The organism is Aeromonas sp. (assembly GCF_050252055.1).
Lineage (GTDB): Bacteria > Pseudomonadota > Gammaproteobacteria > Enterobacterales > Aeromonadaceae > Aeromonas > Aeromonas caviae.
Genome location: NZ_JBFWLQ010000013.1, coordinates 56723 through 76042 on the forward strand (window position 1 = coordinate 56723; position 19320 = coordinate 76042).

General features: G+C 63.1%; 16 protein-coding genes. 8 read left to right on the plus strand and 8 right to left on the minus strand.

Annotation, left to right across the window (positions count from 1 at the left end; translation table 11 throughout):
- The first annotated feature begins 25 nt into the window (after positions 1-25).
- The 4 genes from kdpB to AB7E19_RS19115 all read left to right on the plus strand — a co-directional run bounded on the left by kdpB (position 26) and on the right by AB7E19_RS19115 (position 6084).
- Complete coding sequence (kdpB, locus tag AB7E19_RS19100) at positions 26-2083, plus strand: potassium-transporting ATPase subunit KdpB (protein ID WP_427936255.1); 2058 nt, start codon at positions 26-28, stop codon at positions 2081-2083.
- Between the two features lie 60 nt (positions 2084-2143).
- Positions 2144-2671: a potassium-transporting ATPase subunit C gene (locus tag AB7E19_RS19105; protein WP_049636913.1), complete on the plus strand. Its 528-nt coding sequence runs from the start codon at positions 2144-2146 to the stop codon at positions 2669-2671.
- A gap of 102 nt (positions 2672-2773) precedes the next feature.
- Complete coding sequence (locus tag AB7E19_RS19110) at positions 2774-5362, plus strand: sensor histidine kinase (protein WP_042016150.1); 2589 nt, start codon at positions 2774-2776, stop codon at positions 5360-5362.
- 38 nt (positions 5363-5400) lie between these two features.
- A complete protein-coding gene (locus AB7E19_RS19115; RefSeq protein ID WP_322131108.1) occupies positions 5401-6084 on the plus strand; it encodes a response regulator in 684 nt (227 codons plus the stop codon).
- A 96-nt stretch (positions 6085-6180) separates the two neighbouring features.
- Here AB7E19_RS19115 and AB7E19_RS19120 read toward each other — a convergent pair whose 3' ends face one another.
- Positions 6181-7308 (minus strand): MFS transporter, encoded by a 1128-nt coding sequence (locus AB7E19_RS19120; protein WP_322131109.1) that lies wholly within the window; start codon positions 7306-7308, stop codon positions 6181-6183.
- A gap of 92 nt (positions 7309-7400) precedes the next feature.
- Here AB7E19_RS19120 and AB7E19_RS19125 point away from each other — a divergent pair, with 92 nt between their 5' ends.
- Positions 7401-8225 carry a helix-turn-helix transcriptional regulator gene (locus AB7E19_RS19125; RefSeq protein ID WP_322131110.1) on the plus strand — a complete coding sequence of 275 codons (825 nt, stop codon included), beginning with the start codon at positions 7401-7403 and terminating at the stop codon, positions 8223-8225.
- Here AB7E19_RS19125 and AB7E19_RS19130 read toward each other — a convergent pair.
- The gene (locus AB7E19_RS19130; RefSeq protein ID WP_041212072.1) at positions 8155-8388 is read right to left on the minus strand and encodes a hypothetical protein; all 234 of its coding nucleotides are present in this window, start codon (positions 8386-8388) and stop codon (positions 8155-8157) included. The genes AB7E19_RS19125 and AB7E19_RS19130 overlap by 71 nt on opposite strands.
- A gap of 283 nt (positions 8389-8671) precedes the next feature.
- Between AB7E19_RS19130 and AB7E19_RS19135 the strand changes: the two genes are divergently transcribed.
- Positions 8672-9922 (plus strand): valine--pyruvate transaminase, encoded by a 1251-nt coding sequence (locus AB7E19_RS19135; RefSeq protein ID WP_109113150.1) that lies wholly within the window; start codon positions 8672-8674, stop codon positions 9920-9922.
- A 73-nt stretch (positions 9923-9995) separates the two neighbouring features.
- Here AB7E19_RS19135 and AB7E19_RS19140 read toward each other — a convergent pair whose 3' ends face one another.
- Positions 9996-10436, minus strand: a complete 441-nt coding sequence (locus AB7E19_RS19140; protein WP_010672292.1) for an Hsp20 family protein — start codon at positions 10434-10436, stop codon at positions 9996-9998.
- 92 nt (positions 10437-10528) lie between these two features.
- Complete coding sequence (locus AB7E19_RS19145; protein WP_010672291.1) at positions 10529-10942, minus strand: Hsp20 family protein; 414 nt, start codon at positions 10940-10942, stop codon at positions 10529-10531.
- Positions 10943-11198: 256 nt separating this feature from the next.
- Here AB7E19_RS19145 and AB7E19_RS19150 point away from each other — a divergent pair, with 256 nt between their 5' ends.
- Both AB7E19_RS19150 and AB7E19_RS19155 read left to right on the plus strand, forming a co-directional pair.
- Positions 11199-11969, plus strand: a complete 771-nt coding sequence (locus AB7E19_RS19150; RefSeq protein ID WP_322131111.1) for an MBL fold metallo-hydrolase — start codon at positions 11199-11201, stop codon at positions 11967-11969.
- Between the two features lie 85 nt (positions 11970-12054).
- Positions 12055-13020, plus strand: a complete 966-nt coding sequence (locus AB7E19_RS19155; protein ID WP_427936261.1) for a GlxA family transcriptional regulator — start codon at positions 12055-12057, stop codon at positions 13018-13020.
- A 104-nt stretch (positions 13021-13124) separates the two neighbouring features.
- Here the strand turns inward: AB7E19_RS19155 and gyrB are convergent, their stop codons facing one another.
- The 4 genes from gyrB to dnaA form a co-directional block, all read right to left on the minus strand.
- Complete coding sequence (gene gyrB, locus AB7E19_RS19160) at positions 13125-15536, minus strand: DNA topoisomerase (ATP-hydrolyzing) subunit B (protein ID WP_322131113.1); 2412 nt, start codon at positions 15534-15536, stop codon at positions 13125-13127.
- A complete protein-coding gene (gene recF / locus AB7E19_RS19165; protein ID WP_010672287.1) occupies positions 15533-16636 on the minus strand; it encodes a DNA replication/repair protein RecF in 1104 nt (367 codons plus the stop codon). Before recF ends, gyrB begins: the two co-directional genes overlap by 4 nt.
- A 2-nt stretch (positions 16637-16638) precedes the next feature.
- A complete protein-coding gene (gene dnaN / locus AB7E19_RS19170) occupies positions 16639-17742 on the minus strand; it encodes a DNA polymerase III subunit beta (RefSeq protein WP_039040646.1) in 1104 nt (367 codons plus the stop codon).
- Positions 17743-17825: 83 nt separating this feature from the next.
- Positions 17826-19196 carry a chromosomal replication initiator protein DnaA gene (dnaA, locus tag AB7E19_RS19175; RefSeq protein ID WP_039040645.1) on the minus strand — a complete coding sequence of 457 codons (1371 nt, stop codon included), beginning with the start codon at positions 19194-19196 and terminating at the stop codon, positions 17826-17828.
- Between the last annotated feature and the right edge of the window lie 124 nt (positions 19197-19320).

The window sequence follows — 19320 nt, forward strand, 5'->3', positions numbered from 1 at the left end:
ACTATTCGATGCAGGGAGCTTTCCAATGAGCAAGTCCGCTTCAATGAGCACCGACACCATTCCGGTGAAGGGCAAGAAACAGAAATCACAGATCCTGCAGGCCATGGTGGAAGCCCTCTATCGCTTCAACCCCAGGGCGCTGTTCGGCAGCCCCATCCTGTTCACCCTCTGGCTGGCGGCCGTGATGGCGACCCTGGAGTCGCTGCTGGGGCAACCGCTCTCCGGCGTCGCTCCTTCGCTGGCCTGGCAGCTGACCGCCTGGCTCTGGCTCACCCTCTGGTTTGCCAACTTCGCCGAGACTCTGGCCGAGGGGCGTGGCAAGGCGCGGGCCGACAGCCTGAAGGCCGGCATGAGCCAGCTCAAGGCACGCCGGGTCACCAGCCCGCAGGATGACAAGGGCGAATGGGTACCGGCCACCAGCCTGCTCAAGGGCGATCTGGTGCTGGTGCGCAGCGGCGAGATGATCCCCGCCGACGGCGAAGTGGTCGCCGGCATCGCCTCGGTCAACGAGGCGGCCATCACCGGCGAATCCGCCCCCGTCATCCGCGAGTCGGGCACCGACCGCAGCGGCGTGACCGGCAACACCACCGTCGTCTCCGACCAGATCTGGGTGCACATCAGCAACAACCCGGGCGAAAACACGCTGGATCGCATGATTGCCCTGGTGGAAGGGGCCAAGCGGCAGAAGACCCCCAACGAGATGGCGCTGGATGCCCTGCTGGTGGGGCTGACCCTGATCTTCCTGCTGGTGGTGGCCACCCTGCCCTGGTTCCTCGACTACAACGGCACCCAGGTACCCCGGCTCTATCTGCTGGCGCTGTTCATCACCCTGATCCCGACCACCATCGGCGGTCTGCTCTCCGCCATCGGCATCGCCGGCATGGACCGGCTGGTGAAGCTCAACGTGATCGCCAAGTCGGGCCGGGCGGTGGAGGCCGCCGGCGACGTGCGTACCCTGCTGCTGGACAAGACCGGCACCATCACCTTCGGCAACCGGATGGCGGACGAGCTGATCCCGGCCCCCGGCGTGGATCCCTCCCTGCTGGCTCAGGCCGCCATGCTGGCCTCGCTCGGTGACAATACGCCGGAGGGCAAATCCATCCTGACCCTGGCGGGCAAGAGCCACACCAGACCGAGCCAGCTGGAGAGCGACATCCTCATCCCCTTCAGCGCCGAGACCCGGCTGAGCGGGCTGGATCGCAACGGCCATCACTATCGCAAGGGGGCGGTGGACGCTGTGCTGCGCTACCTCTCACTCGATCGCAAGGCGGTGCCCGAGCTCATTCTCAAATCGGTGGACAACATTGCCCGCCAGGGCGGTACCCCGCTGCTGGTCTGCACCCACGAGAAGCTGCTGGGGGTAGTGTTCCTCAAGGACATCATCAAGCCGGGCATCAAGGCACGCTTCCAGATCCTGCGCCACATGGGGATCCGCACCGTGATGATCACCGGTGACAACCCGCTGACCGCCGCCGCCATCGCCGCCGAGGCTGGGGTGGACGACTTCATCGCCGAGGCGACGCCGGAGAAGAAGCTGGCCTACATCCGTCAGGAGCAGGCCGATGGCCGCCTGGTCGCCATGTGCGGGGACGGCGCCAACGACGCACCGGCGCTGGCCCAGGCCGACGTGGGCCTGGCCATGAACGAGGGGACCCAGGCCGCCAAGGAGGCGGGCAACCTGGTGGATCTCGACTCCAACCCCACCAAGCTGCTGGACGTGGTGCTGGTGGGCAAGCAGCTGCTGGTGACCCGTGGCGCCCTGACCACCTTCTCCATCGCCAACGACGTGGCCAAGTACTTCGCCATCCTGCCGGCCCTGTTCATCGCCGCCTATCCACAGCTGGGGGCGCTGAACCTGATGCAGCTGGGCAGCCCGGAGAGCGCCATCCTGTCGGCCATCATCTTCAACGCCCTGATCATCGTCGCGCTGGTGCCGCTGGCCCTGCGCGGGGTCAGCCTGAAGGGAACGGCGGCCAGCCTGCTGCGCCGCAACCTGCTGATCTACGGCGTCGGCGGCCTGATAGTGCCTTTCATAGGTATCAAGCTGATCGACCTGGTCATCACCGGCCTGGGGCTGGTGTAACGGCATCACCGGATGCGGGGCAGGCCCGCATCCACCCAACACATTTGGAGCAAACACATCATGATCGCAATCAGAACCCTGCTGACCCTGACCCTGCTGCTGGGGGTGGCATATCCGCTGGCCGTCACCGGGCTGGCCCAGCTGCTCTTCCCCTGGCAGGCCAACGGCAGCCTGCTCACCAACGCCAAGCAGCAGGTGGTCGGCAGCGCCCTGCTGGCCCAGAAATTCGAGCGGGCCGACTACTTCCACTCCCGCCCCTCCGCCAGCGATTTCGCCACCATAGGTGGCGGCGGAAGCAACCTGGGGATGAGCTCGCCCCTGCGGGCCGAGTTTGCCGCAGCGGCGGCCAGGGCGCAGCCGGAAGCCAGGGTCCCCGCCCTGCTGACCCGCTCCGCCTCCGGCCTCGATCCCCATCTGCCCCTCGATGCAGCGCTGGCCCAGGTGGATAGGGTCGCCGGGCAACGGGGGCTGGATCCCGTTCGGCTGACGGAGCAGGTCAAGTCGGCGGCACAAGCTGGTATCCTTGGCCCGCAGGTGGTCAACATTCTCCAGTTGAACCTGCAACTCGATCATCAAAAGGGCGCCTGAGGGCGCTCCTTGCCGTTCGGGAAGGCTCCCTTTCGACAACGGGGACAAGCATGAGCAATGAGGTCACGGCCGCGGTTCGGCCGATGCAACGGGAGCACGGGGATGCGTGATGAAGTGAGGGCGGACGCCCTGCTGGCGAGCCTGGAGCAGGAGCACAGGGGCAAGCTGAAGGTGTTTCTCGGCGCGGCCCCCGGCGTCGGCAAGACCTACGCCATGCTGCAGGCGGTGCGGGAGCAGGCCAGAGAGGGAGTCGACATCCTGATCGGGGTGGTGGAGACCCACGGCCGCCAGGAGACCCTGGCCCTGCTCGACAAGCTCGCCATCCTGCCGCGCACACTGCACCTGCACCGCCAGCAGCGGCTGGAGGAGATGGATCTGGACGGTCTGCTGGCGCGCAAGCCCGCCATCGCCGTGGTGGACGAGCTGGCCCACAGCAACGCCCCCGGCAGCCGCCACGAGAAGCGCTGGCAGGATGTAGAGGAGCTGCTGGGCGCCGGCATCGACGTCTACACCACCCTCAACGTGCAGCACCTGGAGAGCCTCAACGATCTGGTGTGGCAGCTGACCGGGGTCAGGGTCAAGGAGACCCTGCCGGATCAGGTGCTGCTGGAGGCCGACAGCCTGGTACTGATCGACCTCCCCCCCAAGGAGCTGCTCGGCCGCCTCAAGGAGGGCAAGGTCTATGTGCCCCACCAGGCCAAGGCCGCCCTGCAGTCCTTCTTCTCCCTCAACAACCTGACCGCCCTGCGGGAGCTGGCAATGCAGACCGCCGCCAGCCACGTGGAGGGGGATCTGCAGTTGCAGTGGCAGGCCGCCGGCAAGACCACACTGCCGCTGCGGGGCAAACTGATGGTCTGCATCGGGGATGAGCACGGCGCCGCTCTGGTGCGTTACGGCCACCGCTTCGCCCAGCGCAGGCAACTACCCTGGCTGGTGGTGCACATCGACAGCAAGGGGCAACGCTCCCCCGAGCTGGAGCAGGCGCTGGCCCTCGCCTCCCAACTGGGGGCCAGGGTGCTGACCCTCTCCAGCCCGGCCGTGGCCGATGCCCTGCTGGAAACCGCCGAACAGCAGCAGGTCTCCCAATTGCTGCTCGGCAAATCCCGCAACCCGCCCTGGCGTCGATCCCTGGTACAGCACCTGCTCAAACAGGCGCAGGGATTCGAGATCACGCTGGTGGATACCGAGAAGCGCAAGCCCGGCCTGACCCTACCTACGGCAGGCCCGGGTGAGCTTCGCCAGAGCCTGCTCGCGGTGGCCATCATGGGGGGGACCTCGGCCGTGGTCTGGGCCCTCTCCCACTGGCTGCCCCCCGCCTCCCTGCCCATGCTGTTCGTGCTGGGGGTGCTGGCCACCGCGCTCACCACCAGCCTGGTCCCCGCCATCCTGGCCGCCGTGCTGGGCTTCGTCGGCCACAATCTGCTGTTCACCTTCCCCTACTTCTCCCTGAGCGTGGCCAGCCACAGCGACCTGCTCACCCTGTTCGTGCTGCTCATCGTCGGCATCGCGGCCGGGCGCCTCGCCTCCCGCCAGCGTCAGCAACTGGTCAGTCTGCGCGAGACCCAGCAGCTCGGTAACGCCCTGCTCTCCCTGAGCCAGGGGCTGGCCACCGCCAGCAGCCCGGTGGACGTGCTGAGACAGGGAACCCAGGCCATCGCCCTCGCCCTTGGGCAGCCCGTGTTCGCGCTCGATGGGGATTACCAGTACCGGGCCGGTGACACCCAGACCGGGCCGGGCCAGACAGACAAGGCCGCCATTGACTGGTGCCTGGCCCAGAAACAGAGTGCCGGTGCCCATACCGCCACCCTCAACGCCGCCGAGGCCCAGTATCATCACCTCGGCGATGACCTGGTGCTGGGCATCCGGCTGGCCAGCCCGCTCACCTCCGCCGCCGAGCACCAGCTACAGGCCCTGCTCACCGATATCCGCGCCGCCCTGGCGCGGATCGATCTCAACGAGCGGCTGGCCGACAGCCAGTTGCAGGCGGAGACCGACCGGATGCGCGCGGCCCTGCTCTCCTCGGTCTCCCACGACCTGAAGACGCCGCTGGCCACCATCATGGGGGCTGGCAGCACCCTGCTGGAATACGGGGACCGGATAAGTGCGGAGGACCGCATCGAACTGCTGCACTCGGTGCAGGACGAGGCGCGCCGCCTGCACGGCTATGTGCAAAACCTGCTGGACATGACCCGCATCGGTTCACCGGACTTCCAGTTGAAACGGGACTGGGTCGACCTGGCGGACCTGGTGGAAAGCGCCCGCCGCAGACTCGACTCCTCCTGGCGCCAGCACAAGCTGCTGGTGCACTTCGATCAGCAGATCCCCCGGCTCTATGTGCACGGCGCCCTGATCGAGCAGGTGCTGGTCAACATCCTCGACAACGCCTCCCGCTACTCGCCGGCCGGCACCCCCATCGAGTTCAAGGTGATGCTGGCAGACCCCGACCTCATCATCGACATCATCGATATCGGGGTCGGCATCGCCGAGTCGGATCGGGACAAGATCTTCAATCTGTTCTACACCCAGCCGGTCGGCGACTGCGGCAGCCGCGGCACCGGGCTTGGCCTCGCCATTTCCCGCGCTATGATAGAGGTCCACGGCGGCCGCATCTGGGCATTCGCCGGCCCCAACGGCAACGGCACCTGCATGCGCATCTCCCTGCCGCTGGCCCTCAACGCACCGGCGGCCTGATGGTCGCCGCCCTTTTCAATCAGCAAACGGGAGGCTGAATGGCTCACATACTGGTCATCGACGACGAGGCGGCCATCCGCCGTTTTTTGCGGATCAGCCTGATCGCCGAAGGACATCAGGTGAGTGAGGCGGTCGGCGTCACCGAGGGGATGGCGCAGTATCGCCACCTCAACCCCGATCTGGTGATCCTGGATCTGGGCCTGCCGGACGGTGATGGCATCCATATCCTGCACGCCATCCGCGAGCATCACGCCAATCCCGTTCTGGTGCTCTCGGCGCGGGACTCGGAACAGGAGAAGGTGCGGCTGCTGGATGCGGGGGCCAACGACTACATGAGCAAGCCGTTCGGCGTCGGGGAGATGATGGCCCGTATCCGGGTGCTGCTGCGCCAGCGAGTCGGTGCCACCAGCGGCGAGTGTCGACACTTCCCCCACTGTGGCCTGACCCTGGACAGCAGCAGCCACAAGGTGACCCTGCAGGGCGAGGAGATCCCCCTCTCCCGCAAGGAGTTCGCCCTGTTGCAGGCGCTGGTGTGCCACCCCGGCAAGCTGGTGCAACAGACCCAGCTGCTCATCGACATCTGGGGACCGAGCCACAAGGAAGATACCCACTACCTGCGCATCGTCATCGCCAGCCTGCGCAAGAAGCTGGGAGATAACCCCCAGCAACCCACGCTGATCGAGACCGAATCCGGTATCGGCTACCGCTTTATCGGCAGCTGATGTTGCAGCAAGAAGCTGGGCGGCAACATTCCCAGCAACCCACCCTGATCGAAACTGAAGCCGGCATCGGCTACCGTTTTATCGGCAGCTGATGTTTCACGTGGAACGACGCCAACCGCAGCACAGGGCCAGCAGACCGCATCCCCCGAGCAGCAGCCCGAGATCCTGCAAGCTGGCGGCAACCGCCAACCCCAGGCTGAGCAACAGGTAGTAACCGAGCCCGAACAGGGCCCCGGCACTGCCCGCCACCTCCCGATAGGCCAGCAGCGCCTGGCTCAGCACATTGGGGATAGCCAGCCCGAACGCGACCACCACTCCCGTCATGGGCAGCAGAAACCAGAGCGATGCCTGACTGGCCCACACCAGCCAACCCGAACCCGACGCCAGCACGGCGGCGAGCCGTATTAACGAGGCAGGCGTCCAGCCACGGCCCAGCAGGCGCTTGTTGAGCAGGCTGCCCACCAGGGTCGCCAGCGCCAGCACGATGCCGGAGTAACCAAATTCCCCCGCGCTCAGCCCCAGACTGGCAAACAGAAACGGCGCCAGGCTGTAGTAGCCGAACAGCATGGTGTTGAACAGCGCCACCAGGGCAGCGCTGCGCCACAAGCCGGTATCACGCACCATCCGGCAGGCTAGCGGCCAGAGTGCGACCCTCTGGGTGATGGCCGGGCGGGTTTCCGGCAGTTGCCAGCAAGTGACCAGCAGCAATCCAACTGCCAATACCAGCAGGGCGCCGAATACCCCGAGATAACCCAAGCCATCAGCCAGCAGGCCACCGCTCACCAGCCCCAGCACAGGACTCAGGGAGAGCGCGATGCCCATCACCGAAAAGACCCGCGCCAGATCGCTGCCCTGATAGCTGTCGCGCAGCATGGTCTGGGTCACCACGGAACCCACGGCGGCACCGAAGGCCGCGATGACCCGTGCCAGCAGCAGGGTTTCAAATTGAGCGGCCAGCAACGCCAGCAGAGTGCCGGCGCCATAGGTCAGCAGCCCCGCCAGCATGGCGGGACGCCGCCCGACCAGATCGCACAACCTGCCCCAGCAGACCACGCCCGCCGCAAACGCCAGAAAATAGACCGACAGGGTCTGGGACGCCTGCCCCTCGCTCACCCGAAACTCAGTGGCGATATGGGTCAGCACCGGGCTGTAGATGGTCTCCACCATCTGGGGAAACATCATCAATCCGACCACCAGCCAGCGCGGTGGCAACCTGTTGTTCATGACACACCTCCTTCACAAGAGGTCGCCATTCTAGAGAGGGATAACATGTCCGATTACAATAAGGCGGACTATAAACAGCAAGAATCGGACACATGGCCTTTATTCTTCCCGATCACCCCTTTGATCCGGACCAGCACGATGGCAGCACCATCGGTATTGCCGCCGCCCTCGGCTGGCACGACTCCGGCCGCCATCAGCACCAGCGCCACCAGCTGCTGTTCGCCCAGGCAGGCTGCATGACTATAGAGCTGGACGATCAGGTCTGCCTGCTGCCGCCGACGCGAGCGGCCTGGTTGCCAGCAGGCCTGCCCCATCGGGTGTTGATGCGCGGGGTAGTGGCGTATCGCTCCCTCTACTTCCAGCCGGAGCCCGCGTTGCCAAACGAGATGGCGGTGCTGGCGGTCAACCCGCTGCTGCGGGAGATCATCGAGCGGATGGCGCTCTGGCCCTGGGACAAGCCGGAGGTAGAGCAAACCTGCACACTGGCATTATTGAAAGAAGAGCTGGCGCAAGCGCCGCGGGAATCCTGGCAGTTGCCGCTGCCGTCAGACGGGCGTCTGATCGGCTGGCTGCAGGAGATAAAGCGGGGTGACACCCTGCCCGATCGGCTCAACCGGCTGGCCGAACGGGTGGGTGCCAGTGACAAGACCATAGGCCGCATCTTCATGCGGGAGACCGGCATGAGCTACCAGGCCTGGCGCCAGCAGTGGCGACTGCTGCGGGCCATGGAACTGCTGGCCGAAGCCGAGCCCATCAGCCGGGTGGCCGCTGCGCTGGAGTTCGCCAGCGACAGCGCCTTCATCGCCTTCTTCAGGCAGCACACGGGGCAGACCCCCTTGCGCTACCTCAACTCTCGGGATGAGTCGCATCGGCCGAACTCGCCTCCACCACCAGGGTCTCCAGGGCCAGCGGCTTGAGGTTTTGAATGGCCTCTGCCACCACGTCATGGGAAGCCTGCTGCTGCAAGGCCAGCATCTCCTGCTGCAGGGCGGCGCTGTCCAGTTCGGGTCTGGGGTTCTCGGCGGCCATGGCATTCAGGCTCAGGCTGCTGGCAATCAGGGTAGCGATCAGGATCTTCATCTGGTGTGCTCCGGTGTGGTTGAGATGACCAGATAGCTATTCCAATAGTTGTGCCATATTTATAACAGCATGATTTTATTGATATAAATAATTTTTTGATGCTGCCACCCCTCTTCCTGAATCGAATATTGGTTATTTTAAAACCTATAAATGGTTTTTTTTACCACCTCCATCATGGCAACCTTGTTCCACGTGAAACGCCCCGTTTTTTTGATCGACACCCGCTTTTGAAGTGAGCTATGGTGCTAGCTCCCCCCTTAACTGACTCTGGATTTGCCACCGAATGGAATTCTCCTTGTTCGGCGAGAAGTTCACTCGCCACGCCGGTATTACCCAACTCATGGACGACCTCAATCAAGGGCTGCTGAATCCCGACGCCATCATGCTGGGAGGCGGCAATCCGGCCCCCATCCCCGCCATGCTGGAACGCTTTCAGGCCGAGGCCAATACCCTGCTCGACAACGGCGAACTGATCAAGGCCATGGCCAACTACGATGGCCCCCAGGGCAAGGACAGGTTCACCAGGGCGCTGGCCGCCCTGCTCAGCAAGGAGCTGGGCTGGGAGATCTCCGCCCGCAACATCGCCCTGACCAACGGCAGCCAGAACGCCTTCTTCTATCTGTTCAACCTGCTGGCCGGCGAATTCGCCGACGGTCGCAAGAAGAAGGTGCTGTTCCCCCTGGCCCCCGAATACATCGGCTATGCCGACTCGGCCCTCTCGGACGATCATTTCGTCGCCTACAAGCCCACCATCGAGAAGCTGCCCGACGGCCAGTTCAAATACCACGTGGATTTCGAGAGCCTGCAGGTGGGCGACGACATCGGGGTGATCTGTGTCTCCCGGCCGACCAACCCCACCGGCAACGTGCTCACCGACGAGGAGATCGAACACCTCGATCAGATCGCCCGTGACAAGGGGATCCCGCTCCTCATCGACAATGCCTACGGCGTGCCCTTCCCCGGCATCATCTTCAGCGACGCCAAGCCGTTCTGGAACGCCAACACCATCCTCTGCATGAGCCTCTCCAAGCTCGGCCTGCCGGGCACCCGTTGCGGCATCGTCATCGCCGACGAGAAGATCATCCGGGCCATCACCAACCTGAGCGGCATCATCAATCTGGCGCCGGGCAGCCTGGGTCCGGCCATCACCATTCCGATGATCGAGAGCGGAGACATCATCACCCTGAGCGAACAGGTGGTGAAACCCTTCTACCAGCACAAAGCCACCTTCGCGGTCCAGCTGCTGCGCGAGGCCATTCCGGACCCGCGCTTCCACATCCACAAGCCGGAGGGTGCCCTCTTCCTCTGGCTCTGGTTCGAAGACCTGCCGATCCACTGCCAGGAGCTGTACGAGCGACTGAAGGCGAAGAACCTGCTGATCGTGCCCGGCCACTACTTCTTCCCCGGCATCGACGACCCCGAGTGGCGCCACAGCCAGGAGTGCATCCGCCTCAACTATGCCCAGAGCGAAGACCTGGTGCGTCGTGGCATCGCCATCCTGGCCGACGAGATCAACGCCCTCTACGCCGGTTGATTCCCCCTTCGGCATGAAAAAAAGAGGCCTGCAGATGCAGGCCTCTTTTCTATCAGGTGGTCAGCGATGTTGTTTAACCGGGCAGTGCCAGCTGATCGGGTTTGCCGATGGGGATGGCGCGGGGCTTGAGCGCTTCCGGCAGCTCCCGGGCCAGCTCTATGGTCAGCAGGCCGTGCTCCAGCCTGGCCCCCTGCACTTCCACGTGCTGGCTCAGCTTGAAGGCGAGCTCGAAGTCCCGCTCGGCGATCCCCTGATGGAGGAACTGGCGCTCGCCCATGGTGGCGACCTTGCGCCCCTTCACCTTGAGGGTACCGTTTTCGGTCTCCAGCTCCAGCTCATTGCGATCGAAACCGGCCACGGCAACCGTGATGAGGTAGCTGTCGTGATCCCGCTTTTCGATGTTGTATGGGGGGTAGGCCGAGGTCTTCTGATCGAACAGGCCTTCCAGCTCGCGGGCCATCCGCTCGAAGCCGACGGCATTGGAATAGAGATGAGAAAAATCGAGGTTACGCATGATCCTATCCTTCTATAAAGCAACAGGGTTTACTCTCCGCGGGCCCGCCATCGGCACCCGGGAAACATCAGCAATGCAACGAGGTCAGGCTGTCAGCCGTTGATCTCGATCTTGCGGGGCTTCATCGCCTCGGGCACTTCGCGCACCAGGTCGATGTGCAGCAGACCGTTCTTCAGGTCGGCCCCCTTCACCCGCACGTAGTCGGCCAGCTGGAAGCGACGCTCGAAGCCGCGTTCGGCTATGCCTTGGTAGAGGTAGTTGCGCTCGGTGTCGGCCTGCTTGCTGCCCTTCACCGTCAGCAGATTTTCCTGGAAGCTCAACTCCAGCTCTTCCTGGGTAAAGCCCGCCACCGCCATGCTGATGCGGTAGTCGCTGTCACCCAGCTGCTCGATGTTGTAGGGGGGATAGCCGGCATTGCCATTGCTGGCGGCAGATTCGATGAGAGTGGCCAGACGATCGAAGCCGATGGCAGAACGATAGAGCGGAGAAAAGTCGATAGAACGCATAGTATTACCCTCTTGTGAGCGATAACGGATTGTTTGCCCTCCTGATGGACGGGCGCCTGGTCGAAACCTCTGTCGAGCGTTCCGGCCTTGTTATCTATATAGGGGCCAGCATGTGGCTTTCAAGGGGTAAAAACAAAAGAAATGCAGGCCATCAAGAATGGCCCGATTGGATCGATAATAGGCCTGCGGGCCACTCATGATCCGTCCCTCATCCCTCCATACTGGCCGTGTCCCCAACGAGAAACCGGAGCACGCCATGAAGATTACCCAGGTTCGCAACGCCACCCTGCTCATCCACTACGCAGGAACCCGCTTCCTCATCGACCCCATGCTGGCCCCCAAGGGGAGCTACCCCGGCTTCGAAGGCATGGCCAACAGCCATCTTCGCAACCCCCTGGTCGAGCTGCCGCTGCCCATGGCGACCCTGCTGGAGGTGGATGCGGTGATTGTCACCCATGACCATCTGGATCACTGGGACGACGTCGCGAAAGCGAAGATCCCCAGGCACCTTCCCCTGTTCGTGCAGCATCAGAAAGATGCCGACACCATGAGGGGATGCGGCTTCGAGGATGTGCGCCTGCTGGGCGAGGTCGGCGAGTTCGCCGGCATCCGCCTGCAACAGACGGAAGGCCGGCACGGCAGCGACACCATCATGGCCCTGCTGGGGGATCGCCTTGGCGAGGTCAGCGGAGTGGTCTTCTCCCATCCCGCCGAAAAGACCCTCTATCTGGCCGGCGACACCGTCTGGAATGCCCAGGTTGAACAAACGCTGCACCGGCACCAACCCGAGGTCGTCGTCCTCAACTGCGGCGATGCCCAGGTGACGGGTCTGGGCGCCATCATCATGGGCAAGGAGGATGTGGCCGCCGTCTATCAGGCCGCCCCGCAGGCCACCCTGATCGCCAGCCACATGGAGGCGGTCAATCATGCCCTGCTGTCCCGGCGGGAGCTGCGCGACTACCTGGACAGCCAGGGGATGGCCGCCCGGGTACGGGTGCCCGAGGATGGCGACACCATGGTGCTCTGAGCGAGAGGCCGGGCACCAGATGGCTCTTCGGCTTTCTGTTGCTGCCCCGTATGATGGGGATCCGAGTGCAAAGGAGTCTGCCACCATGCCCCGTCCCCTTATCGTCGCCGTCATCACCTTCGATCGCTTCAGCCCCTTTCACTGCTCGGTGCCCTGCCTCATCTTTGGCGACAAGATGATGCCGGGCCAGCCGTTGTTCGAGCTGAGACTCTGCGCCGGGGATGACACGCGGCAACCCGCCTCCTCCCAGGGCTTTCGCATGGAGGCCGACTATGGCCTGGAGGGTCTGCTGGAGGCGGATATCATCATCATCCCCTTCTGGCGCGATCCGGCCGAGCGCCCCGCCCAACCCCTGCTCGATGCCCTGGTTGCCGCCCGGATCAGGGGAGCCCAGATCGTGGGGCTCTGTCTCGGCACCTACGTGCTGGCCTACGCTGGCCTGCTGGACGGGCGCGGTGCCGCCACCCACTGGGAATTTGAACAGGAGTTTGTCCAGCGCTTCCCCCGGGTGCGGCTCGATACCAATGCGCTCTACGTCGACGACGACGGGCTCATCACCTCGGCTGGCACCGCCGCCAGCCTGGACTGCTGCCTCTATCTGGTTCGCCAGCATCTCGGCAGCCAGATTGCCAACAAGCTGGCCAGGCGGCTGGTGGTGCCTCCCCACCGGGAGGGTGGCCAGGCCCAGTTCATCGAGCAGCCGGTGCCCGCCACCACCCGGGATGCCAGGATCAACCAGCTGTTCGATCACCTGCGCCTGCACCTGGCCGCGCCCCACACCCTGGACAGCCTGGTGGAACATTGCATGATGAGTCGACGCACCTTTAGCCGCCGCTTCCAGCTTGCCACCGGTCTCTCCCTCGGGGAGTGGCTGATGGCGGAGCGACTGCGCCGCAGCCAGACGCTGCTGGAGTCCAGCGCCCACACCGTGGAACGCATCGCCGAACTGGTGGGGCTCGGGTCTGCCACCATATTGCGCAAGCACTTTCGCGCCCGCTTCGGGGTGTCGCCGCGGGAGTGGCGCCGCACCTTTCGCGGTGACAGAGTCTAGGTCTAGGCCCCTCATGTTTCACGTGGAACGCGCCCTCTTCCTTGCCCCAGAAAACAAAAAGCCGCTCACGAGGAGCGGCTTTTGATGGTTGTCGGACCGTCTGATTAGACGTCGAGGTTGGCAACCCGCAGGGCGTTGGTCTCGATGAAGTCGCGACGGGGCTCTACTGCATCACCCATCAGGGTGGAGAAGAGCTGGTCGGCACCGACCGCGTCGTCGATGGTCACGCGCAGCATGCGGCGGGCTTCCGGATCCATGGTGGTTTCCCACAGCTGCTCCGGGTTCATCTCCCCCAGCCCTTTATAGCGCTGGATGTAGATGCCACGCTTGCCTTCGCCCATCAGCCACTCGACCGCTTCAACGAAGCTGGCGACCGGCTTCACCTTCTCGCCACGCTTGATGTAACCGCCTTCCTCGATCAGGTTGGCGATCTCCTTGCCCAGGGAGACCAGCTGACGGTACTCGGAGGATTGCAGGAAGTCATAGCTGAGCGGGTATTCGCGGTCGACCCCGTGCTGGCGTACCACGGCGTGGGGCACGAACAGGCTGCGCTCCTCGTCGCGGCGTACCTGCATCTGGTACTGGATGCCGTGGTTGCTCTCGTTGAGCACGGCCTCCATGCTCTGGCACCAGGCCAGCAGATCGCTCTCGCTGGCCAGCAGGGTTTCGTTCAACTCAGGCTGATAGATCAGCTGGGTCAACACGGCTTCCGGGGCGCGACGGGACATGCGGGTGATGAGGTGAGTCACGGCGCGATGCTGGTTGACCAGACGTTCCAGTGCCTCGCCACCGATGGCCGGGGCGGACTCGTTGACGTGCAGGGTCGCACCGTCCAGCGCCATGGCGGTCTGGTACTGCAACAATGCGTCTTCGTCTTTCAGGTACTGCTCCTGCTTGCCCTTCTTCACCTTGTAGAGCGGCGGCTGGGCGATGAAGACATAGCCACGCTCGATGATTTCCGGCATCTGACGATAGAAGAAGGTCAGCAGCAGGGTACGGATGTGCGCACCATCGACGTCCGCATCCGTCATGATGATGATGTTGTGATAGCGCAGCTTGTCCGGGTTGTACTCGTCGCGACCGATGCCACAGCCCAGGGCGGTGATCAGGGTGCCCACCTCCTGGGAGGAGATCATCTTGTCGAAACGGGCCTTCTCCACGTTCAGGATCTTGCCCTTGAGGGGCAGGATGGCCTGGTTCTTCCGGTTGCGACCCTGCTTGGCGGAGCCGCCAGCAGAGTCCCCTTCCACGATGTAGAGTTCGGAGAGCGCCGGGTCTTTCTCCTGACAGTCCGCCAGCTTGCCAGGCAGACCGGCGATATCCAGCGCGCCCTTGCGGCGGGTCAGTTCGCGGGCCTTGCGGGCCGCTTCGCGGGCACGGGCCGCATCGATGATCTTGTTGACCACGATTTTGGCGTCGCCCGGGTTTTCCAGCAGGAAGTCCGCCAGCTTCTCACCCATCGCCTGTTCCACGGCGGTCTTCACCTCGGACGAAACCAGCTTGTCCTTGGTCTGGGAGGAGAACTTAGGGTCAGGCACCTTGACGGAGATAACGGCAATCAGACCTTCACGGACATCGTCACCACTGGCGGCGGACTTGGCCTTCTTGCTGTAGTCCTCCTTGTCCATGTAGTTGTTCAGCGTCCGGGTCAACGCGGTACGGAAGCCCACCAGGTGGGTACCGCCATCCCGCTGCGGAATGTTGTTGGTGAAGCAGTAGACCCCTTCCTGATAGGCGTCGTTCCACTGCATGGCGACTTCGACACCGATGCCGTCCTGCTCGGTGGTGAAGTGGAACACCTTGGGGTGGATCGGAGTCTTGTTCTGGTTCAGGTACTCGACGAAGGCCTTGATGCCCCCTTCGTAGCAGAAGTGCGCCTCGCGGCCGTCACGCTCGTCCATCAGACGGATGGAGACGCCGGAGTTGAGGAAGGAGAGCTCGCGCAGACGCTTGGCCAGGATCTCGTAGTGGAACAGGGTGTCGCTGAAGATGGTCGGGCTCGGCCAGAAGCGAACTTCGGTCCCGGTGCCGGAGCTGTCACCAATCTGCTTGAGGGGGGCCTGCGGCTCGCCCAGGTGATAGGTCTGCTCGTAGACATGACCGTTGCGGCGGATGGTCAGCAGCAGCTTGTCGGAAAGCGCGTTCACCACGGAGACGCCCACACCGTGCAGACCGCCGGACACCTTGTAGGAGTTGTCATCGAATTTGCCGCCGGCGTGCAGCACGGTCATGATGACTTCGGCGGCGGAGCGGCCCTCTTCCGGGTGGATGTCCACCGGAATGCCGCGACCGTTGTCGCGCACGGAGACGGAGCCGTCGGAATGGATCTTGACCTGGATATCGGAGCAGTAGCCAGCCAGAGCCTCGTCGATGGAGTTGTCGACGACCTCGAACACCATGTGGTGCAGGCCCGATCCATCGTCCGTATCGCCGATATACATCCCCGGGCGCTTGCGGACCGCATCCAGGCCCTTGAGCACCTTGATATTCGAGGAGTCGTAAGTATTTTCACTCATAGCTTACTCTCTGCCTTCTCTAACGTTTCGGAGATCTTGCCTTGTTCCACGTGGAACAGCTTGCAGTCACTCGCATCCATCATGTCTGCGAGCTGACCGGTATCGATGGCGGTGATGAACACCTGGGACGCGCACTGCTTCAGCCTTGCGGCCAGCAGACGACGTTTGTCGACATCCAGTTCAGAGGCAAAATCATCAATTAAAAAAATACAGCCGCGGCTGCTATGTTGATTCAAATAGAGCCCTTGGGCCAGCCGCATGGCACAGACCAGCAACTTCAGCTGACCCCTGGACAAAATATCCTGCGCGGGCACGCCGTTCGCCTTGAGCCGCACGTCCGCCTTCTGCGGACCGACCCCAGTGTACCCCAGCGAACGATCCCGTTCGAACCCCGCCTCCAGCAATGCATCGAGGGGAGTGTCTTTTTCCCAGCCTCGATAGAATCCAAGACTGATATCGAACTCCGGCAGAAAATCTGCCGTCATCTCCTTGATCAGGGGCGTAATGGCCTGACAATAACTGGCGCGAAACCCCGCCAGCTCGCCACCCAGTCGCACCAGCTCCTGATCCCAGAACGCCAGCTGGCGATACTGGGTGCTCTGGCGCAGCAAGGCATTGCGCTGCTTCAGCAGCCGACGCACCCGCCCCCAGAGGGAGAAGAAGGTCGGCTCCTGATGGAAAACACCCCAGTCGAGCCAGGCCCGGCGAGCCTGGGGCCCACCGGTCAGCAGGCTGAAACCATCGGGGTGGATCAACTGTACCGGCAACAGCTCCGCCAGATCGGCCAGGCGCTGGGCCTGGGCACCGGCGATCTTGAGCTGGGTTTCGCCCCCCTTGTCCTTGGCAAGCCCGATGGGCACCTGACGCCCCTCCAGCTCGCACTGGGCAAACAGGGTAAAGGCCCGCTCGCCCTGGCGGATGACCCGCCCGGTCAAATGGGTACGAAACGAGCGGCCGAGACCAAGGTAATGAATGGCTTCCAGCACGCTGGTCTTGCCGCTGCCGTTGCTCCCGACCAGGATATTGAGGCCGGGAGACAGCGCGAGACTGGCGTGCTGAATGTTGCGAAAGTCGCTGAGCTGGAGTTTGACCAGGGACACGACTAGATCCGCATCGGCATCACCACGTACTGGGCATCTTGGTTCTCAAAATCCTCAATAATGGCGCTGCTGATGGAATCGCTCAGGCTGATCCGGATTTGGTCACATTTTAACGTATTCAACACGTCCAGCACATAGGAGACGTTGAAGCCGATCTCCATCTCGCCAGCGGCGTATTGTACGTCAAGCAGCTCTTCGGCTTCTTCCTGTTCCGGGTTGTTGGCGGTGATGCGCAGCAGGTTTTCCTGCAGATTGAGACGCACCCCACGGAATTTCTCGTTGGAGAGGATGGCGGCACGAGCAAAGGCCTGGCGCAGATCCTCGCGACCGGCGATCAGGGCCTTGTCGCTCCCTCTCGGGATGACGCGGCGCCAGTCCGGGAAACGGCCATCCACCAGCTTGGAGGTGAAGATGAAGCCATCCAGGGCGGCGCGCAGGTTGCTGCGGCCCACTTGCAGCCGTACCGGCTTGTCTTCTGCTTCTAGCAGGCGCACCAGCTCCAGCACCCCTTTGCGCGGCAGGATGACCTGATGATCGGGCAACGATTCCCCCACCACCTCGCGGCGGCAGGTGGCCAGCCGGTGACCGTCCGTCGCCACGGTACGCAGGCCGTGTCCTTCGCTCTCGAACAGCATGCCGTTCAGGTAGTAGCGCACGTCCTGGCTCGCCATGGAGAACTGGGTCGCGTCGATGAGTTTTTTCAGCTCCAGCTGGCTGATATCGAACTCGAGCACGGATTCCCAATCCTCGATGTTCGGGTATTCGGTCGCCGGCAGGGTCGACAGGTTGAAGCGGGAGCGGCCGGAACGGATGATGAGGCGCTCTCCCTCGGTGCTGAGGCGGATCTCCGCCCCCTCCGGCAGACCGCGACAGATGTCCAGCAGCTTGCGCGCCGGCACTGTGGTGCGGCCATCCTGGCTGTCGCTGTTGAGATAGACCTGTCCGATCATCTCCACCTCGAGATCGGTCCCGGTCAGCGACAGCAGGCCATTGCTGACATCGAGCAGGACGTTGCCGAGGATGGGCAGAGTCGGCCGGCCACCCAGGGCACCGGACACCAGTTGCAGGGGACGTAACAGGGCCTCACGGCTAATTTCGAGCTGCATCTGTGCTCTCCGTTGTTATTGGGAGGAAAGGATTCGGATCAGGCTGGAACATGCAATCTGCATCTGTGCACTCCGTTCCGTTATCAGGAAGAAAGGGTACGGATCAGGTTGGAATAGTCTTCCTTGATGTCGTGACTCTCTTCCTTCAGCTGCTCGATCTTGCGGCAGGCATGAAGAACCGTGGTGTGGTCACGGCCACCAAAGGCATCCCCTATCTCAGGCAAGCTGTGGTTGGTCAGCTCCTTGGCCAGCGCCATCGCCAGCTGGCGCGGGCGGGCAACGGAACGGGAGCGACGCTTGGAGAGCAGATCCGCCAGCTTGATCTTGTAGTACTCCGCCACCGTCTTCTGGATGTTGTCGATCGTAACCAGCTTCTCCTGCAAGGCCAGGAGATCGCGCAGCGCCTCGCGCACGAAGTCGATGTTGATGGCGCGGCCGGTGAAGTTGGCATTGGCGATCACCCGGTTGAGGGCACCTTCCAGTTCACGGACGTTGGAGCGAAGTCGTTTGGCGATGAAGAAGGCCACTTCGTCCGGCAGGTGGATCTGGTTCTCGTCCGCCTTGCGCATCAGGATCGCCACCCGGGTCTCCAGCTCGGGCGGTTCGATCGCCACCGTCAGGCCCCAGCCGAAGCGGGACTTGAGACGATCTTCCACCCCGTTGATCTCTTTCGGATAACGGTCCGAGGTCAGGATGATCTGCTGGTTGCCTTCAAGCAGGGCGTTGAAGGTGTGGAAGAACTCCTCTTGGGAGCGCTCCTTGTTGGCGAAGAACTGGATGTCATCGATGAGCAGGGCATCGACGCTACGGTAATAACGCTTGAACTCTTCAATGGCGTTATTCTGCAGCGCCTTCACCATGTCCTGCACGAACCGTTCGGAGTGCATGTAGATGACTTTGGCGTCTTTCTTGCGATCCTTGATGGCATTGCCAACGGCGTGCAACAGGTGGGTCTTGCCCAGGCCGGTGCCGCCATAGAGGAACAGCGGGTTGTAGGCACCACCCGGATTGTCGGCCACCTGACGGGCGGCCGCACGGGCCAGCTGGTTGGACTTACCCTCGACGAAATTCTCGAAGGTATAGTTCACGTTGGTGTTGCTCTTGTGGTTTGGCTCGGGCTTGTTTTCGGCCTTGTTTTCCCAGCTCTTGGGAGAGTTATTCACAGGATCGACACCACGGGCCGGCGCCCTGGCGACCGCGACGGGATGAGGGCGATTGCCGATATCAAAACGCAGGGTGGGAGCGTCGGCTCCGCACAGCTCGTTGATGATGCCGTTGACCCGGAGCAGGTACTTGTCGCGTACCCAGTCCAGAACAAAGCGGTTCGGTGCATACAGGGTCAGAGTATTGTCACTCAACTCCGCTTGAAGCGGCCGGATCCACATGCTGAATTCTGCCGAGGGCAACTCATCTTGCAGCCGGTTAAGGCACTGCTGCCATAGCGAAGCAGTCACTCTAGACTCCCGTCAATTGATTAAGTAAAGACCGGCTATTCTACGTTTTTAGTGGCCGGATCTCCAGTTGCTGCCGCACGGATCCAGCAAATAAGATCCTTGACTTTCAAGGATCCAACGCCCC

What these genes read in the sequence shown, in the direction of transcription:
- AB7E19_RS19145 (WP_010672291.1), bottom strand. Translation starts at nt 10,942, where the DNA reads ATGCGTTCTATCGACTTTTCTCCGCTCTATCGTTCTGCCATCGGCTTC.
- AB7E19_RS19140 (WP_010672292.1), bottom strand. Translation starts at nt 10,436, where the DNA reads ATGCGTAACCTCGATTTTTCTCATCTCTATTCCAATGCCGTCGGCTTC.
- AB7E19_RS19130 (WP_041212072.1), bottom strand. Translation starts at nt 8,388, where the DNA reads ATGAAGATCCTGATCGCTACCCTGATTGCCAGCAGCCTGAGCCTGAAT.
- AB7E19_RS19110 (WP_042016150.1), top strand. Translation starts at nt 2,774, where the DNA reads ATGCGTGATGAAGTGAGGGCGGACGCCCTGCTGGCGAGCCTGGAGCAG.
- dnaN (WP_039040646.1), bottom strand. Translation starts at nt 17,742, where the DNA reads ATGCAGCTCGAAATTAGCCGTGAGGCCCTGTTACGTCCCCTGCAACTG.
- AB7E19_RS19155 (WP_427936261.1), top strand. Translation starts at nt 12,055, where the DNA reads ATGCCCCGTCCCCTTATCGTCGCCGTCATCACCTTCGATCGCTTCAGC.
- AB7E19_RS19150 (WP_322131111.1), top strand. Translation starts at nt 11,199, where the DNA reads ATGAAGATTACCCAGGTTCGCAACGCCACCCTGCTCATCCACTACGCA.
- kdpB (WP_427936255.1), top strand. Translation starts at nt 26, where the DNA reads ATGAGCAAGTCCGCTTCAATGAGCACCGACACCATTCCGGTGAAGGGC.
- AB7E19_RS19105 (WP_049636913.1), top strand. Translation starts at nt 2,144, where the DNA reads ATGATCGCAATCAGAACCCTGCTGACCCTGACCCTGCTGCTGGGGGTG.
- gyrB (WP_322131113.1), bottom strand. Translation starts at nt 15,536, where the DNA reads ATGAGTGAAAATACTTACGACTCCTCGAATATCAAGGTGCTCAAGGGC.
- AB7E19_RS19125 (WP_322131110.1), top strand. Translation starts at nt 7,401, where the DNA reads ATGGCCTTTATTCTTCCCGATCACCCCTTTGATCCGGACCAGCACGAT.
- AB7E19_RS19115 (WP_322131108.1), top strand. Translation starts at nt 5,401, where the DNA reads ATGGCTCACATACTGGTCATCGACGACGAGGCGGCCATCCGCCGTTTT.
- AB7E19_RS19135 (WP_109113150.1), top strand. Translation starts at nt 8,672, where the DNA reads ATGGAATTCTCCTTGTTCGGCGAGAAGTTCACTCGCCACGCCGGTATT.
- AB7E19_RS19120 (WP_322131109.1), bottom strand. Translation starts at nt 7,308, where the DNA reads ATGAACAACAGGTTGCCACCGCGCTGGCTGGTGGTCGGATTGATGATG.